We start from the raw sequence: 18,351 nt of genomic DNA on the forward strand, positions 1-18,351 counted from the left end.
TTTATAGCCTCCTTATAAATTTTTGAATGCATCGATTTGTTGTCGTGTGAAAGATTCTATATTTTCACCAGATGCATATTTTTTGTACCAATCAACAGTCCAAGCGATAGCATCATCTGTTGATAACTTAGGAGTCCAGCCGAGTTTATTTACTGCTTTTGTACTGTCGAGTGTTAAAACAGGTGATTCATAAGGAGTATTTGTAGAGGAGGAAATGATTGTTAGTGGGTTATTCCATAATTTTATTACAGATTCAATGACATCATGAACGGTTCTGTTAGGTTCATTCATTGGGCCGAAATTCCACGCTTCTGCATATTTATCATCATTCCAAAGTTTCTCAGCTAAAAGGATATAGCCATGTAGAGGATCTAAAACATGTTGCCACGGACGGACGGCATATTTGTTTCGAATATACAAAGTATGATTGTGCAAATATGCCCGAATGATATCAGGGAATAATCGATCTTCTGCCCAATCACCACCACCAATAACGTTACCTGCTCTTACAGAAGCAAGCGAAGTAGTATTCGTGTGAAAAAAAGATTTGTGATAAGATGTTGCGACTAATTCAGCGCAAGCTTTACTAGCGCTATAAGGGTCGAAACCTCCTAGTCGGTCATGTTCCACGAACGCTCGGTCGCCACTACCGTCATTCTCATAACATTTATCGCTTGTCACATTAATAATGGCACGTACGCTTTCGACGGACTTTGCTGCTTCTAGCACGTGGACAGTACCTAAAACATTCGTTTTGAATGTATCGATAGGATTTTTGTATGAAGCGGTTACGATTGGCTGAGCTGCTAAATGGAATATTATGTCAGGTTTATGCTGCTTCATGGCATGAAATAAAGAATGGTAATCTGTAATATCGCCTTTCATTGTCGTGCACTCTTTTGCTACGTTACTTTGTTCAAAAATGTTAGGAATGGATGGGGGATGAGAAGAAAAGCCTACTACTTCTGCACCTAAAGAAGTTAAGAAAAGGGTGAGCCATGAGCCTTTAAATCCAGTATGTCCCGTAATAAATACTTTTTTCTTATTCCAAAAAGATGATGAAGGCATATTACCAAACCTTCCATGGAGCGTTATTACTTTCCCATAGCTCGACTAATTTATTTTTATCGCGCAATGTATCCATCGGATGCCAAAAACCAGAATGTTGATATGCGGCCAATTCATTTTTGTTTACTAACTGAACTAAAGTGTCTGTTTCAAAAACAGACTTATCTCCACTAATGTAATTGAAAACTTCAGGATTTAAAACGAAAAATCCACCGTTAACCCATCCGCCATCACCTAATGGTTTTTCTTGAAAAGATGTTACAGACTGTTTATCTAATATGAGAGAACCAAATCTACCAGGAGGTTGTACGGCAGTAACAGTAGCCAATTTTCCATGTTTTTTATGGAATGTAATAAGTTCTTTTATATTTACATTACTTAATCCATCACCATAAGTGAGGCAGAAAGGTTCGTCTCCGACATAATTTTGAATCTTTTTCACTCGGCCACCCGTTTCGGTATTTACACCAGTATCGATTAGTGTAACTTTCCATGGTTCGATAGGGTATGAATGGCTAGTAATTGTATTATCGCTTAAATGTATTGTGAAATCAGACATGTGTAAGTTGTAATTTAGAAAGAACTCTTTAATTGCATATCCTTTATAGCCTAAGCAAATAATAAACTCAGTAATCCCGTAATGACTATACAAACTCATAATGTGCCATAGAATGGGTTTTGTTCCAATTTCAATCATAGGTTTCGGTTTTAAATGTGTTTCTTCCCCAATTCTGGTACCGTACCCACCGGCAAGAATGACAGATTTCATATCTAATATCCCCCAGTTTAAAAAGAAAAATTTTATATGCTTTTACTCTAATCTTTATAGTAGTAATTAATAAATTCGGTAATCATAGATTTATGAATAACCTAAATAAAAAGTAGTCAATTTTAGTTACAGGAAAAGGAGAGTATATATAGCATACTAGGATAATAATCAACGATAACATTATATGCCTACGTTAACGATTATGTAACTAAAAATGTTCATTCCTTATGAACCTGCATCCTTTTTTCATGTATTCTAAACGGGTATTGTAATGAAGTATAAGGATGTTAGAAGTACGTCAACTGGCCGCTGACATATTACCAAATCTAATGATATCAGCAATCATTGTCGCATCAATGGCATCTGTTTTTCTTTTTCTAATCTCTGTTCTCTGTTCCTTTTCGCCATGCATTCGTTTGAATTGGATTCAGTACAATCACGGAGAAATCATGGTCTAACAAAAAGGAATATAACGCTAGCCAGTAATGTCCAGTCGCTTCCATTCCAATCTTAATTTCATTTTGGGAGTCAATGTATTGATATATTTTTGTTAATAATGCTCGATCTCCTTTTCTATGATTATAGACTGGGAAGGGTTTTTCTACAGGAATCCCGTTGGAATCCATAATAGATGCATAATGCTTATGTTAGACAATATCAATACCTAAATACAACATCGTCTACACTCTTATTTTGATAAGTAGTAGATAGTGTTTGTGTTCCTCTGAACTAATAAGTGTTACTACCTCGTAAAAGATACGAAGAATGGCTAAGAAAGCCATCGACATCCCACTCATTTGTAAATTACTTATTGGACAGAGGTATCAATCTTTTAACCGAATACAAAATTCAAGGGGTTGACCGGTACCACTCTATCTACAAATATAAGTATCTCATATAACTAGATACCCACGGGTTTATAGGTAAATCCCTTTCCTAAAAAACCTAACTTTATCATACAAGGGATTTAAAAAAACTTATAAAAATAAACTTAACGAATTTCCCGAAAGAATTCTCCTTCCTCAAGCGTGTGAAGGGTGTAATCCAACGATAGGTGGGAGATGAATTTCGGTTTGGCGTAACCAAAAGGTTTTCCTTTTTATTTTGCCTCTGATATAAGCCGTCTTATAAATTATAAAGGTTGGTATATAAATGAAATGAGATAGTAATAACCATTCAGTATTCTAGTTGTATTATCACCTTGTGTTGGTCGTAAAATACAGAAGAAATGTGTTTGATGATGATATGTCAGACTATGCAAAAGATATGTTTGTTCGACTATCTGAAAACTATAACATCACATGAGTTGAATGGAATCATGATGTAGACCACGTTCATATTTTGTTCAAGGCACACCCTAATACAGAAATGACAAAATTTATCAATGCTTATAAAAGTGCAAGTTCTCGACTTATGAAAAGAGACTTTCCACAAGTGAAAAAGAAACTTTGGAAAGAGATGTTTTGGTCAAGAAGTTTTTGCTTGCGAACTACTGGTAGTTCGCCAATAGACGTAGTAAAAACATATATTGAAAATCAAAGTGAAAAGTGAGGTGAAATGATAGGACAAAGCAGAATAAAGCATATACATTCCGTTTGTATCCAACAGAAGAGCAAGCACATCTTATGCGTAAAACCTTCGGTTGTGTACGTTTCGTGTATAACAGAATGTTAGCTGAACGGAAAGAAGCGTATGAAAAACATAAAGATGATACGGATCAACTAAAGAAATAAAAGCTTCTATTCTCATGGAGTGCTTTTTAGCAGAACTATTCTAATAATTTTAGATTGAAAATAGTTGTTGATATTCGTCAATTAAGCGTAGGTCTTGAGTATGTTTGGCCCATTGCATGTATGTTTTTTCTAATTCTTCTGATGAGGTTATATGGTAGGTTCCCAAATCATGTTGGATACTGTGTTTTGAAAGAGTGGGTCCTATTTGTAATTTTCTTTTTCGCATAGGCTCAGTCCAAGGACTGTAAAAAAATTTTATTATGAAGGCAGAAAATAAATAAATCTGAAATTTATTTCGAGACCAATGCCTTCCAGCTGTATAGTTGCCATGTTCATAATTATGAATAAATCTACCGATGTATTCATTAGTAGTATCATATGGAAATAGGCCATGATAACGTTGTGTTACTAAGGGTTTCGTATAAATGGGATCTTTATAATTGTAATTTGGATCATCGATTAGAGGAATACACCGAATGGAATACATGTTTTCTCCTAGGTTATCAAGGGAAGAAAAAAAGTTATTTTTATCCTGACAACACAAAAATTCAGTCGTATTTAATGTCATTTTCCAACCTGTAACTTCTTTTTCAATATCCATTACTTCTTGATCGACTAATATTGCATCAAATTCTGGAACCTTCGAATCAAGCACCTCCCAGTTAGGAGCGAATTGACGACATAGTTCAACGGACCGATCCGTTGAACCTCTATTTATTAAAATGCCATGATCGAATAATTTGGTATGATGCATTAACCACCAAGGAAGCAAATATTCTTCATTATAAAAATGTGAGATTAAAGTTGTACGAATATGAATTTCTCCTTTCGACATGAAATAATATGTTTATACATTTTATTATATAATTTTTATTTGTAAACGTTCGTGATTTGAGTTAGATAAGTAGGTTTTGGTGCAAAGAAGCCACGGAAATTACGATGAATTTTTAAATCTTTTCCATACTAATCTAAATAGGGCGTGACTTGTATGAAAAAGCAAAACCGATTCAAGTGGAAATAGTATTAACCGGAACTGATTATACTAACAGTAAGATGATATCTGCGGTCTAACTTGAGCTTTTGTAACCAGGTGAAAATGATTGGGCAAAGAGCGATACCTATTACTTACACAACCATTATGTTCTGGGTTCATCAATATAGACCTCAACTAGAAGAGAAAAGAGAAAGTACAACATCACCTTAAATCAATAAATGATTCGTAGAGAGTTGGTGAAATTTATATTAAAGTAAAAGGGATATAGACTGTACGTATCTATATCATGTTGTTGATTTAGAAGGGAATACCATTTGGTGTTATCTAAGTAAGTCAAGAAATATACAAGCAGCCAATTGCTTTTTCGTACGTTTCTAAACCTCGCGTGATAATAGTAGATAAGAACCACGCATATCCTGTAGCAATTCGAGCGTTGAATGAAGAAAAGCATATGCCGGTATGCAGCTAAGGAAAGTTAGATATCTCAAAACCTAGTGGAACAAGATCATTGTTTTATTAAGAAACGTGTACAACCGATTTTAAAACTATGGTTTAATAAAAAATAATTCATCATTTTTTCAATTTTCGATGGATAAAGTAGATCTTCTTCCATAAGAAAGGGAATGCATAACGGAATGGACACGTGCAGCCGATGCAACTCCTCTTAATAGTTCTTCAAAATGACGGATTTTGGAGATGCTTACCGGTTAGGGAGCATTTAAAGAGTGAGGAGCCGAGGGGGGATTCCTCAGTGGATTTGGGCAATGCCCAAGGGTTGGTATTTGCTATGCTGTGATAAAGCCGACGTGGATCTCGCAGAGCCCTATGTTATTAAAATATATATAATTTTTATCTTAATTGATATCATTTAGTTGCCTTGCTAGATTGATGATATCAATTAATCTAGGGGAAATGGTGATACTTTATGTTGAGTTCTATCTCGTTTAATCAATCACACCAAAATGCATTGAATCATAACAACAGAGAAAATATGCGGAAATCCTGGCATTAATCCAGCGAGGTTACAAGAGAATATTTACGTATTATCTATATTTACATGTAACAGGAAACAAGGATTGTTTTTTAGTTGAGGAGGAATGAATACAGGAGACCAACCAACTGAGAACAAACCGTAATTATCGGTACATGCATATCCATATTGGAGGAGAAAATAGATAGTGACTGGATTCACGGAATTTAGAGAGAGTAAGTGTTATTCAGAATAAGGTGAATGATAATATAAGGTTAAGAGAGGTGTGGATGTCTTTTCGAGCTAAAATGGTGGAGATACTTTTAAAGCAGTAGACAAAAAGCACAGCTACATCATCTGTAGTAGACAAGTAGCTGTGGATATAAAGAGTAGAAAAAGGTCCATTATAACTTTATTGCTATAAGGAACAAGATTAGGGTACTTTTAATATAACCGAAAAAGACAAACTGAGCATTCTAAAGATGACCTTTTACAAATGTAAAATAACAGGGGAAAAGAATGGTGAAAGGAAATAGTAAAGAAGTGTGATAACTATGAATGTTAATCTAATAAACATAGTGATCGTGTTCAAACAGATAGTGATGGATACAATGATAGTGCTAAGTGTAAGAAGACGTAATTCGCTGTTCATCATGGAATAGAACTAGAACATTATCTAGGATTTGCAGTAGTGATAGATAATTTAGAAACAGTCTGTGTGGATTTTCTATAGTAAAGAATAGGATAGAGTATTCAATAAGAAGCAGAATAAATGGGAACGTGATGAAAAGTATTAAAAGGATTTGGTAACAAAGCGCCTTTTTTAAATAAATGGAAATGATTCATATAGTTGTTTCTGTGAAACAAGATGTGATTAAAGTTAATGTGGTTATCATGTCAAAGAAAAACACTCGCAAGAGTACTTTTTCTTTGACTAGTTCTGATTGTCAGGCTTACGCTAATATGATAAGATATGTATATTCTATTGCCTCAGGGACCTTTAGCTCAGTTGGTAAGAGCAGACGGCTCATAACCGTCCGGTCGTAGGTTCAAGTCCTACAAGGTCCATTAAAATGTATGTATAGATTTTCAGTAGAAATAATACAGCATGTGTTATGTCATGATATGGTTCAAATAAAAAAGCGCTCATAAGAGCGCTTTTTTATTCAGGCTGTGGAGAAAGTCTTCTCCACAGCCTGTTTTTGTGTCTGAACCTCTTTTTATGTGTCAACACTGATAAAAAAGAGGAAAAGGAGAGATTTTTTATGATGGGTGCTTTAAAAAATCATCGTGATGAGCGTGTATCTGTTTCTGTAGAAGAGTTGGTTCCACAAGATCATTTCCTTCGTGCAATTGAAGCGACAATTAGTTTTGATTTTATTGAAGAGAAGTTACGCCCTTATTACTGTGAAAACAATGGACGCCCGTCCATTCATCCTATTGTTTTATTTAAGATGATGTTTATTGGATATTTTTACGGTATTCGTTCTGAGCGTCAATTGGAAAAGGAAATTAAAACGAATATTGCCTACCGTTGGTTTTTAGGGTTTTCTCTATCGGATACTATTCCGGATCACTCTACAATCAGTTGGAATCGTCGTACTCGTTTTATTCATACAAATATTTTCGAAGAAATTTTTGATGAGATTGTGAGACAAGCGACGGAGCACCGGATGGTAGGAGGACGTGCACTGATGACAGATTCTACACATATTAAGGCCAATGCCAATAAAAATAAATTTGTACATAAATATAAAAAAGAAAAAGCAAAGTTTTATATAGACGAGCTAGAAGCTGCGGTAATCGAAGATCGTGAGGTACATGGAAAAAAGAATTAAAACCTAGAAAGGAAAGTGATACCCCTACCAAAAAAACTCGTATAAGTACAACGGATCCAGATAGTGGATTTTTAATGAGAGATGGAAAACCAAATGGTTTTCATTTCTTGGATCATCGTACGACTGATGCGAAGTACAATATTATTACAGATACCTATGTAACGGCTGGAAATATGGCAGATTCCGAGCCGTATTTAGCACGCCTCCAAGCTCAGATTGATAAATTCGACTTCAAAGTAGAAGCTGTTGCCCTTGATGCTGGCTATTTTACAGGATATATCTGTAAGAAACTATCAGAACGGAATATATTTATGGTGATGGGGTATCGCCGATTTGGAAAACGGAATAAAGAAGTACCGAAAAGCCAATTTAAATATGTAGAAGAAATGAATGTTTTCGCTTGTCCGATGGGATGTATTCTAGAATATGTAACAACTGATCGTGAAGGATACCGTCAATACAAATCGAATCCAGAAGACTGCGCTGTTTGTCCGTTACGTGAGGTGTGCTTTTCAAAGAAACAAAAACAAAAAGTTATCACTCATCATGTGTGGGAGAAATATAAGGATATTGCTAGAAAAAACAAGCTAACAGCTACAGGGAAAAGGTTGTATAAAGTACGCTGTTCCACTATAGAGCGAAGCTTTGCAGACGCCAAAGAACTACATGGCTACCGCTATGCCCGGTTTCGAGGGCTGAAGTCTGTCCAAATGCAAGCTTATCTCACCGCAGCTTGTCAAAACATGAAAAAAATAGCCCTCCACCTGACCAAAAAGGGTCAGGTGGAGGGCTATTTTTTAAAATTCTATTATTTTATGTTGTTTTTATTCGCTAAAATCAAAAAAGATTCCAGAGTGTTGGGAACCCTAAAGGGTTTCCCAACACTCTGAATAAAAAAGCGCTCATAAGAGCGCTTTTTTATTTCTAAACAGTTTGATATTGCAAACATAACAATATTTAGTGCGTCACATACCTCTGGAACCAACGTTTTGAAACGTTCTCCAACTTGCGGGCTAAGAAAACGCTTTTTTTATAATGATGTATTGTGTTTTTGTGTATCAGTTTAATTACAAAAACTAATACTCTATACATATTTTTATCGATGAATTACTTAATGTGACTATCTTTGACTTAGCAAATCTGACAGTTCTAAAGCTAGCGGTCGGGTTTTTAGAAAAAAAGTATACTTGATATTTAGTAGCATACACCAAGTATCTGGTGTTTCGATTATGTATCAAGCTATTAATTTCAAAAAAGCAGTAGATTCTTTTATATCTAGGTATTATCCATCTCTTTTGTATCAATCTACACAGGAAAACACCCACGAAAGAACAAAAATCTTAATCTGCTTGAGCCATCCCTCTTATAAAAGAATGGACGCCAAATCGCACAGATATGAGAAGAAGACTGTCTTTGATATCATGGGTGTTTTCTATGAAGATAACGAATTGAAAAAAATAAAAGAGAGCTGCATAATGTGAAAAATGAAACCCATACAGGTTTGGCTTAGTTTAGAAATGGTTTAATTCGATGAACGGGAAATTCAGGTTGTTCTCGCTTTAAGTTGATGGGCATGTGTACATCAACTTTATAACAAATTAACTTTTCACAAAGAGGAGATTATCTATCATTCTTTACAGGAAAGTTGCTTTCCACGTCCATATGGGTGTTTTTTTTTGTATATCGATACATCATGCTTGCGAATATCGTGGCACAACATATTCCACAAATAATGGCTAAAATAGGGTATCCATCTATTAATGCAAAACCAATAACAGGGCCGAATCCTGTTGCTGGGACCAGTGGATTTATTCCTAAATTGCTGCTCATTTCTTACTCCCCTCCTTTTGTACGTACAATGAAATTGCAAGTATTTTTTTCGAAAATTATGATATAACAGAAATTCTCTAAATTAATTTTAAAGAGTGCTGTTAGAACATATACATTGTAATGAATATGACTTATTAATGAATATACATATAATTACCTTTCGAAAAAGTAAATTTTATAGAATTTGTAAAAGACCCGCTATGTAAAAGGGAATGAATGGGATGGAGTGAAATAGTCTTTATGCAAATCCCTTTTTTTATCTATAGTAATTGACGACCGTCTTGTATAATTTACTTTTGTAAAATGGTTTGCTTATATTAGATGTATTTTTGCTGAAAGTCCTGTATTTGGATTTTGAATCGTTTTTTTGTGTATTTATCAAGAGGCTTGTTCCGGCATTAGATTGACGTCGTTGGGATGATGAATATTCACTACGAAACTATGTTCGAATTGAAGGAAGTAATGAGATGTCCTTAAATTTTAATGGGGAAATTTTAACGAATTTCCCGAAAGAATTCTCCTTCCGCAAGCATTTCATTTTGGAAAAAGCGTCGCTGATCATGCTTGGGGTATGTTCACTTCTTACCTAGCTTATAAACGAAATGAACAAGGCAAACAGTTTGTGAAAATAGACGAATGGTTTCCTTCCACCAAAACATATAGCAGTTGTGGAAATGTGAAACATATGTTATTGTCTGAGCGAGTCTATTCTTGTATATGCGGTGTAAATCTCAATAGAAATTAACGCGCAGCTAGCAATATCAAAAATGAAGCAATACGCCTATTAGCGATAGATAGCAATAAAATAACCCTTGGAACAAGGGAGTTAGCTCGGCTGTCTTAGGACGAATTCGTTAGCTATCAAAAGTAACGACTAACTGAGAAGCCCCCACTTCAAACCATCCGTTAGGACGTTAAGTGGCGGGTAGTTCACATAACCTATGAGCTGCTTAATTAGGAATGCAATAATCGATCTAAATTATTGTTTAATAGTAGGAATGAAAATAGCGTGAAAGGAGAATAGATATGCAACAACAGTCTCGAAAGCAACAAGTATACAAATCTATGAAATTAAGTATTATGAATAATTTATATAAAAAATGGAAGGTATTTCATCAGTATCGTTTAACAACTCAATTTGAGATAAGTCGTATTTCTATTCGTCAAGTCCTAACTAAATTAATAAGGGGAGAGTATGTAAATTCTTATGATAAATCAGCGATGTTTGTTTTGTATACTGGATTAATTTGCTCAAATATGCGCAAAGAAAAAGAACGGATATGAAAAAACGAATAGTGTTTGTCCTTACTTGTTTGCTGATATTGGGGGGAGGATATTACGTGCAACAAAAGAGTTTACTTGGTATAGCTGATGCAACGGTTCAACAGACGATTTTGGTTAAGCCTATTGTACCAAATGCACAAAATGTAAAAGAGCAAGAATCATCAATGAATATTAGTTCCGTACCTGTGAAACTCACTTTTCAACGAACACAAGGCACGGTTAATATTCTTCCAGTAGGATTAGACAAAGATGGGAGAATGGTTGTGAAGGATGGTTTAGAAACGGCCTCGTGGTATCGGAACAGTGCGATTCCTGGCAATTCAGGAAATTCTTTAATTGCGGGGCATCGAGATTGGAAAGGTGAATTAGGGGATTTTCAATATTTAGAAACAATTCAAAAAAACGAAACAGTTCTTATTCAATATGACGATAAAGAAATTCGCGCATTTCAGGTTGTGGAAAAAAATGTATATCCGATGAATGAGGTCCCTGAAGCGGTTATGAATATACAAGGGGAATCACGTGTTACTCTTATTACCTGTACAGGTGAATTTATTCGAGAGAAGGGAGGATATCAGAGTCGTGTAATTGTTATATTGCAATTGGTATAAGATTTTTTCATATAGATAATTGAGTAAAAAGGGGGGGCTAAGAGTGGGAAATGCTTTATGGGTTTGTGGAATAATATCTGTTCCACTTGTATTTTTGTATTACATGTATATCACATTTATTTCACTTCTACCTAGATATAATTCCAGAGATAGGAAGATTCCTTTAGAGAAAGAAAAACCGTACTTTATTTTTTGTATACCCTGTTTAAATGAAGCGAAAGTAATTCAGAAAACAGTAGAATCTTTATTACAATTAGATTATCATCGTTTGCTGGTCGTTGTAATTGATGATGCTTCAGATGATGATACGGTACAGGTCGTCCGACAGATGAATGATAGTAGAGTCCGAGTGTATCAGAGAAAGTATCCACAAGCACGCCTTGGTAAAGGAGATGCGTTAAATGATGCATTTCAAAAAATTTGCAAAGCGGTAAATCGTCTATCTATTGATCCTCACCAAGTTATCTTGACGATTGTAGATGGAGATGGTCGGCCAAGTAATAATATTTTACAAGAGGCACAACATGCTTTTGCAGATTTAACGGTTGGGGCTGCACAAACGAATATTCGTATGACTAACCGAAAAAGTTGGTTATCTTTTATGCAAGATGTGGAGTTTTATTCTAGTGTGGCAGCGATTCAAAATAGTCGTGAATATTTACAGAGTGTTGGGTTAGGGGGAAATGGACAGTTTTCTCGATTGAGCGCCATGCAAGAATTAGGGGAAAATCCTTGGTCAAGTTGTTTGTTAGAGGATTTTGATTTTGGTCTATCCTTATTAATTTGTGGATGGAAAATCCGTCATCTATCTAATAGTATAATGTATCAGCAAGGTGTTACATCAATCACTCGCTACATTAGACAACGAAGCCGCTGGGCACAAGGGAATATGCAATGTCTTCGTCGATTAAGAGAAGTTTCACAAGCAAAAATACCTTTTCTCGCAAAAATTGATATTTTGTATTTTTTATTACAGCCGTGGACAAGTTTAATAGGTAGTTTGATTATGGTCTTATCATGGGGATTGATAGGGGTGTTTCTGTATTCATATGATTTTCAATTTTTTATTGAATCCAAACAATGGATATGGAATGTATCAGCTCTTTGTCTTTGGGGGTTTTTAGTTTTCGGACCTGGGTTATTTTGGGGGATTCGTTATTATCAAGTCACTAAGAAGGAAGTAGCGAACAGCTGTACTTTTGGGCAATGTGCTTTAGCAGGAGTAAGTATGCCACTGTATAATTTACTAGTAATTCCAAGTGTGTGGTTAGCTTGTTGGCGTCAATTGATAAGAAAAAAAGACTGGTTGAAAACGGAAAGAATAGAAGAAAATCATATAAAAGAATAGAATGTTTTGTACAAACTAATTTTCAGTTCCGCGATGCAAGGAACTTTTTGTCTGTCTCTCTTAGTACGGTTGCTATTTTAGGCAAGAACCGAATGGCTAGGTTTTCGGACGTTATTTCTTTCTGTCGCCTTCTTATATCAAGTTACTTAAGAATCTCATGTAGCTTGTTTATCAAAACTTTGGCGAGAATACTAAATTACACAATTCATTTCCCACTTACCGCTGGGAGATGAATTTTACAAGCTTGGGAGGAGTATTTTTCTTGCCAATGCTTTAACATTTTAACGTAATATTTTTATATTATGTTTAAATGTTGTTTTTAGACAACATGTTCTTCATTGCATTTTTTGTATTACTTATTTACAACGCCACACAATCATTAATTTAGGAGGGTAACAACAGTTAGTTTATATTTATAAAAATCTATAAGTAACGATAGAATATTTATAGATAAAAAATATTGATGTGATAAAATAGTTTCGTGAGGTGAGAAACATGAAACTATATTCATATGAACGAATCGAAAATCTATGCGATAAGTATGGTACAACTATTGAAATCATAGATAATACAGAGAAAACTGAGGAGCAAGAATGAGTTGAAGATTTCATTCAGATCATCACAGTATGTAGTTGCCGTCTGCAAGGGAAAAGGGCGAATAAAGCTAAGAAGATGAGTAAGGAGTTGATGGAAAATGATACTTGCGAATAAAGTGAGAATCAAGCCGAATAAAGAACAAGAACATCAACTTTGGAAATCCGCTGGAACAGCCCGATGGGCTTATAATTGGACAGTAGGTAAACAAGAAGAAAATCACAAGCACGGTGGTAAATTTCTATCTGACGGCATTCTTCGTAAAGAATGAACAGTTCTGAAACAAACAGAAGGATATGCATGGCTATACGAAGTATCCAATAACATGACAAAGCAAGCGATTAAAGATGCTTGTGAAGCATATAAGCGATTCTTCAAGGGACTGGCTGATAAACCACGATTCAAAAGCAGAAGGAAATCAAAACCATCTTTCTATAACGACAATATCAAGTTGAAAATAAAGAAAAAACAAGTCTTGATTGAGAAAGTTGGTTGGATGAAAATATCCGAAAAGCTACCTTTAGATGTTACATACTCGAATCCAAGAGTTAGCTTTGATCGTAAATATTGGTATTTGTCTGTAGGTATGGAACAGGAGTTTGAAAAAGAGAAGCTAACGGATGTTTTATTAGGAATAGATATTGGAATCAAAGAATTAGCATATTGTTCTGATGGTCAGAAAAAGAAAAATATCAACAGAACAAAGGTAGTAAGACAGGCAGAGAAACGCCTTCGTAGGTTGCAACGTCAAGTTTCTCGCAAATATGAAAGGAATAAGGAGGGAAACCGTTTTGTCAAAACGAGCAAGAGATACGACAACTACATAGAAGATTATCAAATATCAGAAATAATCATCTTCATCAATCAACGAGCGAAATGGTGAAAACCAAGCCATTTCGTATTGTGATGGAAACTTTGAATATCAAAGGTAGGATGAAGAATAAACACTTGTCTAAAGCTATTGCGAAGCAATGTTTATATGAGTTCAAAAGACAAATACAATATAAATGTGAAAAATATGGTATTGAATTTGTAGAAGCTGATACATGGTACCCCTCTTCAAAAATGTGTTCAAATTGCGGAAACATCAAAAAAGAACTAAAACTTTCTGACCGAATATATAAATGCAATTGTAGTCATGAAATCGATAGGGATTTAAACGCTTCTATGAATTTGTCGCGATATGAATTAGCAAGCTAACACCTAAAAAGTTACTGCTGATATGTAGGATTCGTTGTATACGAATTTACGCCCTCGGAGTGTCATATCAAACAAAAGTAGCTTCGTCAAAATTGGACACATAGAACAGGGAAATAAACATGATTTATAGATTTTTATAAGTTTATGGCAACGGTTATAAGTATGTTTCATTCAGACCCATAAAAAACAAATAGGCCCATTTAACGAATTAACGTTCAGATACCTGACGTCAGCAGATGTCAAAGCGTATTGAGATATACGATTACAGGCCTTTCAAAAATATCCTAATCGTTATTATCGAGATTTAACCGAAGAAAAAAATAGATCTCTTACTATCGTAGCTAAAATGTTTGAGGACAGAAATAAGATAGAGACTACTTTATAGCTTGGTAAATATAGATAGTTACTAAAAAATATCTATTTCATTACTTAAAAATAAAATGTACAGAAATATCAACTTTTCTGTGCATAAAAAAGCACCTAACTCTATTACATATCAAAAAACAGCTTCTTTTTAAAATTCACATAAAGTAAATGCCCCTTTTGATGGTTCCATCACAATATTCCTATCCGTTGTTCGCGTCGTATATATCGAATATAGCCTGTCAACTGAAATTCCTTTGTTTCTTTTGGATCGTTAAAATACTATCTTTAACCGATAAATACTCCATTATCTACTTCGTCTTCATTTTTATACATAATAAAACCTTTTTTCGGTTATTTTAATAATTGAGCATGTGTCTCACGAATTTTGGTAATATGCTAAAGACCTTTGAATTTTCTGTTATTTGGGGTGCTTGATGTAAATTCAATTTTTGTATCTGTTTGAAATCCAGCTTATTCTGTAAATGTAGACTGAATTGGTTTCTTTATGAGGACTTTTTTATTACAGCCCTCCCGAACGAGAAAGCCGATGCCCTTTAGGCATGGGATGAAAGAGAGGTTGGATACAGGGTGCTACTAAAAACCATAAGAAGTCAACACGTTTAAAAGTTCGTGCCGTATTAACCGACCAATTGCGACTTATTGAAGCACATACAGGAAACGTAAGTTTCGTAGTGTTCGTAAGAAGGTAGAAAAAGCTAAGAAACGAAAGGCCCTTCGACAATTTGATGATAAAGAATACAGGTGGATGCAAGACCAAGACTATAAAGTAAGTCATGAAGTCGTCGATTTCGCAACGAATCATACAATTTCTGTCATTCAGTTAGAACAACTAACGAACATCAGACAGACGGCAAGACCAAGCCGTAAAAACGAAAAGAATCTACACACTTGGTCATTCTTTTGCCTAGTACAATTTATCGAGTACAAAGTGAAAGTAGTTGGTATATAGGTTGAATATGTGAATCCTGCCTATACAAGTCAAACATGTCCCAAATGCACGAAGAAGAACAAGGCACAAGATAGAAAATATAAGTGTCCATGCGGATTTGAGAAATACCGCGATATCGTTGGAGCGATGAATATTCGCTACGCAACTGTGGTTGGCGGTAACAGTCAATCAACCTAAGAACCTATATGGTCTGTCTTAGGAGGGGTGATGACACACCTTCATCTTGAAGGCTGTTCAAAACAGAAATGGACTGCGAACGTTTCGTCATTCAGGAATCCCATCCGTTACACCGCAAGGTATAGGACTTGCGGCTTTAGCCGTGGGAGTGTCAATTAATTATATGAAAAGGTGATATAGATGTTAGAAAATTTAACGACAGAAATTCGTAATAATAAAACTATGAATTTAGACGAGATGTCAATCATGGAAATTTTAACTACAATGAATGAAGAAGATGCAAAAGTAGCTAACAGCGTAAAATTGGAGATTCCACAAATTGCAAAAGCTGTTGAAGCGATTATATCAGCAAAAAAACAGGGCGGGCGCTTAGTTTATATTGGGGCTGGAACAAGCGGACGGATTGGTTTATTAGATGCTGTAGAATGTCCACCAACGTTTGGAACAAATCTAAAAGAAATAGTGGGGTTAATTGCTGGTGGTGAAAAAGCTTTTATCCAAGCAGTAGAAGGTGCAGAAGACCGTAAAGAATTAGGAATACAAGATTTGAAAGACATTTATCTGAAAAATATAGATGTTGTAGTTGGAATTGCTGCGAGTGGGCGGACCCCTTATGTAATTGGTGCTTTAGAATATGCAAACTCTATTGGTGCTCAAACAGTAGCGATAAGCTGTAATAAAGGATCTATAATTGGAGAAAAAGCAAATATTGCAATTGAAATTAATAATGGACCTGAAGTACTAACTGGATCTACTCGATTAAAAGCGGGGACAGCTCAAAAGTTAATTTGTAATATGCTTTCAACAGCATCTATGGTCGGGTTAGGAAAAACATACGGAAATTTAATGGTGGATGTACAGTTAACAAACGAGAAACTAGCAGAACGCGCAAAACATATAATAATGGACGCTACGGATTGTGATTATAAAACAGCAGCATTATATTTAACACAAGCTGATAATAAACCAAAAACAGCAATTGTAATGATTCTAACAGGTTTTTCAAAAGAAAAGGCTATGCAACGCCTACAAGAAACACAAGGATTTATTCGTCAAGCAATTAAACCTGCAAAATAGTGAGGAATTTAATATGGATAAATACCAAAATATAGCTTCGAAAATATTAGAGGCGATGGGTGGAAAAGATAATATATTATCTTATACACATTGTATGACTCGCCTCCGAATAACGGCAGTAAATCGCAATCAAATAAATGAAGATGCTATCCAACAAATAGAGGGAGTCCTTGGAGTTGTGGATGATGACACATATCAAATTATTTTGGGGCCAGGTGTAGTTACAAAAGTGGCAAAACAATTCCATATTATGAATACACAAGAAGCAAACGTGTCTCTTAATCCATCCTCGTCTTTTACGGAAGATTTACAAATAAAAGGTGCTCATATCAAAGCGGAACAAGCGAAAAAAAATAATACACCTTTTAAATCGTTACTCAAAAAAATTGGAAATATATTTATTACTTTAATACCGGCCTTTGTCGGAGCGGGTTTAGTTTCTGGTATTACATCTATTGTACAAAATAATATTACTATCGGGACATTAAACTACGCTACATGGCAACCGTATATCACTATTATGAATATTATTACAAATGCCTTATTTAGTTATTTGGTTATTTATGTTGGAATTAACGCAGCTAAAGAATTCGGAGCAACACCAGCTTTCGGTGGAATTATGGGGGGCGTAACTCTTTTAACAGGAATGCCATCCAATTCTCCAATAAACAATATATTTAATGGTGAGCCATTATTACCGGGGCAAGGTGGGGTTTTAGGTGTTTTATTGGCTGTTTGGATATTATCAGTTTTTGAAAAACAGTTACACAAATGGATTCCAGATGCACTAGATATTATTGTTACGCCCACAATTGTATTGTTAATGGTGGGATTAATTACAATTTTTTTGATTATGCCATTCGCTGGTTTTTTATCAGATAAATTAATGTGGGGTATCGACTGGATATTAAAACATGGTAGTATCCTTTCAGGAATGGTACTCGGAATGTCATTTTTACCACTTGTTATGTTGGGTTTACATCAGGTGTTAATACCAATTCATATTGAAATGATTCATTCATCAGGTACAACACAATTACTTCCTATGCTTGCAATGGCAGGAGCAGGACAAATTGGAGCAGCCATTGCTTTATGGGTCCGTTGTAATAAGAATTCAGAATTGACAACTGTAATAAAAAGCGCGCTTCCTGTCGGTATCCTTGGGATTGGCGAGCCACTTATTTATGGTGTCACATTGCCATTAGGCCGGCCTTTTATTACGGCTTGTATTGGTGGTGGTATTGGCGGGGCAGTCATAGGTCTATTACAACCCGTGGGAGCCATTGCAATTGGACCATCTGGTATAGCTTTAATTCCTTTAATCGCAAACGGAGAATGGTTAAAATATATCACTGGATTATTTACCGGGTATCTAGCTGGTTTCATCCTAACTTATTTTTTTGGTATTCCCAAAGAAATACGTAAGGCATAAAAATTACTACTTAAAGCTACTATATTTGAAATAATAAATGTGACAATCAATATGAAAAGAATTGAATTCTGTTCCGTACAGAATTCAATT

The 18,351-nt window shown here is 35.1% G+C and carries 9 protein-coding genes, 1 tRNA gene and 10 pseudogenes; 15 read left to right on the top strand and 5 right to left on the bottom strand.

Going from position 1 to position 18,351, the window contains the following annotated elements:
- Positions 1–12: 12 nt before the first annotated feature.
- From rfbG to AC3WVZ_RS29775, 3 genes and pseudogenes are all read right to left on the bottom strand, one after another.
- Positions 13–1,068, bottom strand: a complete 1,056-nt coding sequence (gene rfbG / locus AC3WVZ_RS29765) for a CDP-glucose 4,6-dehydratase (RefSeq protein ID WP_233936822.1) — start codon at positions 1,066–1,068, stop codon at positions 13–15.
- Position 1,069: 1 nt separating this feature from the next.
- Entirely contained in the window at positions 1,070–1,837 is a 768-nt protein-coding gene (rfbF, locus tag AC3WVZ_RS29770) for a glucose-1-phosphate cytidylyltransferase (RefSeq protein WP_233936824.1), read from the bottom strand.
- A gap of 319 nt (positions 1,838–2,156) precedes the next feature.
- Positions 2,157–2,463: pseudogene (locus AC3WVZ_RS29775) on the bottom strand (IS110 family transposase); the annotation flags it as partial.
- Between the two features lie 562 nt (positions 2,464–3,025).
- On the opposite strand from AC3WVZ_RS29775, the pseudogene tnpA reads away from it, so the two are divergent.
- A pseudogene (gene tnpA / locus AC3WVZ_RS29780) lies at positions 3,026–3,388 on the top strand (IS200/IS605 family transposase).
- A 14-nt stretch (positions 3,389–3,402) separates the two neighbouring features.
- Positions 3,403–3,567 (top strand): annotated as a pseudogene (locus AC3WVZ_RS29785) (helix-turn-helix domain-containing protein); the annotation flags it as partial.
- A gap of 52 nt (positions 3,568–3,619) precedes the next feature.
- On the opposite strand, the gene AC3WVZ_RS29790 reads toward AC3WVZ_RS29785, so the two are convergent.
- A complete protein-coding gene (locus AC3WVZ_RS29790; RefSeq protein WP_233936825.1) occupies positions 3,620–4,405 on the bottom strand; it encodes a glycosyltransferase family 2 protein in 786 nt (261 codons plus the stop codon).
- A gap of 198 nt (positions 4,406–4,603) precedes the next feature.
- Here AC3WVZ_RS29790 and AC3WVZ_RS29795 point away from each other — a divergent pair.
- The 4 genes and pseudogenes from AC3WVZ_RS29795 to AC3WVZ_RS29810 all read left to right on the top strand — a co-directional run.
- Positions 4,604–5,106: pseudogene (locus AC3WVZ_RS29795) on the top strand (IS6 family transposase); the annotation flags it as partial.
- A gap of 1,422 nt (positions 5,107–6,528) precedes the next feature.
- Positions 6,529–6,602, top strand: a tRNA-Ile gene (locus AC3WVZ_RS29800).
- 197 nt (positions 6,603–6,799) lie between these two features.
- A pseudogene (locus AC3WVZ_RS29805) lies at positions 6,800–8,169 on the top strand (IS1182-like element ISBth7 family transposase); the annotation flags it as partial.
- Positions 8,170–8,664: 495 nt separating this feature from the next.
- Positions 8,665–8,853 (top strand): annotated as a pseudogene (locus AC3WVZ_RS29810) (IS4 family transposase); the annotation flags it as partial.
- Between the two features lie 139 nt (positions 8,854–8,992).
- Here the strand turns inward: AC3WVZ_RS29810 and AC3WVZ_RS29815 are convergent.
- Complete coding sequence (locus tag AC3WVZ_RS29815; protein WP_233936826.1) at positions 8,993–9,202, bottom strand: hypothetical protein; 210 nt, start codon at positions 9,200–9,202, stop codon at positions 8,993–8,995.
- Between the two features lie 520 nt (positions 9,203–9,722).
- On the opposite strand from AC3WVZ_RS29815, the pseudogene AC3WVZ_RS29820 reads away from it, so the two are divergent.
- The 9 genes and pseudogenes from AC3WVZ_RS29820 to AC3WVZ_RS29860 all read left to right on the top strand — a co-directional run.
- Positions 9,723–9,990, top strand: a pseudogene (locus AC3WVZ_RS29820) (zinc ribbon domain-containing protein); the annotation flags it as partial.
- Positions 9,991–10,228: 238 nt separating this feature from the next.
- Positions 10,229–10,486, top strand: a complete 258-nt coding sequence (locus tag AC3WVZ_RS29825; protein WP_233936827.1) for a hypothetical protein — start codon at positions 10,229–10,231, stop codon at positions 10,484–10,486.
- Between the two features lie 56 nt (positions 10,487–10,542).
- Complete coding sequence (locus AC3WVZ_RS29830; protein ID WP_233936828.1) at positions 10,543–11,097, top strand: class F sortase; 555 nt, start codon at positions 10,543–10,545, stop codon at positions 11,095–11,097.
- Between the two features lie 43 nt (positions 11,098–11,140).
- On the top strand, positions 11,141–12,445 hold the full coding sequence (locus AC3WVZ_RS29835; protein WP_233936829.1) for a glycosyltransferase family 2 protein: 1,305 nt from the start codon (positions 11,141–11,143) through the stop codon (positions 12,443–12,445).
- 504 nt (positions 12,446–12,949) lie between these two features.
- Positions 12,950–13,156, top strand: a pseudogene (locus tag AC3WVZ_RS29840) (IS607 family transposase); the annotation flags it as partial.
- Positions 13,140–14,239 (top strand): annotated as a pseudogene (locus AC3WVZ_RS29845) (RNA-guided endonuclease InsQ/TnpB family protein). The pseudogenes AC3WVZ_RS29840 and AC3WVZ_RS29845, both read left to right, overlap by 17 nt.
- Positions 14,240–15,275: 1,036 nt before the next feature.
- Positions 15,276–15,752: pseudogene (locus AC3WVZ_RS29850) on the top strand (RNA-guided endonuclease TnpB family protein); the annotation flags it as partial.
- Positions 15,753–15,932: 180 nt separating this feature from the next.
- Complete coding sequence (gene murQ, locus AC3WVZ_RS29855) at positions 15,933–16,829, top strand: N-acetylmuramic acid 6-phosphate etherase (RefSeq protein ID WP_233936830.1); 897 nt, start codon at positions 15,933–15,935, stop codon at positions 16,827–16,829.
- Between the two features lie 13 nt (positions 16,830–16,842).
- Positions 16,843–18,261 carry a PTS transporter subunit EIIC gene (locus tag AC3WVZ_RS29860; protein WP_233936832.1) on the top strand — a complete coding sequence of 473 codons (1,419 nt, stop codon included), beginning with the start codon at positions 16,843–16,845 and terminating at the stop codon, positions 18,259–18,261.
- Positions 18,262–18,351: the final 90 nt, after the last annotated feature.

The organism is Bacillus sp. CPT56D-587-MTF, assembly GCF_058792335.1.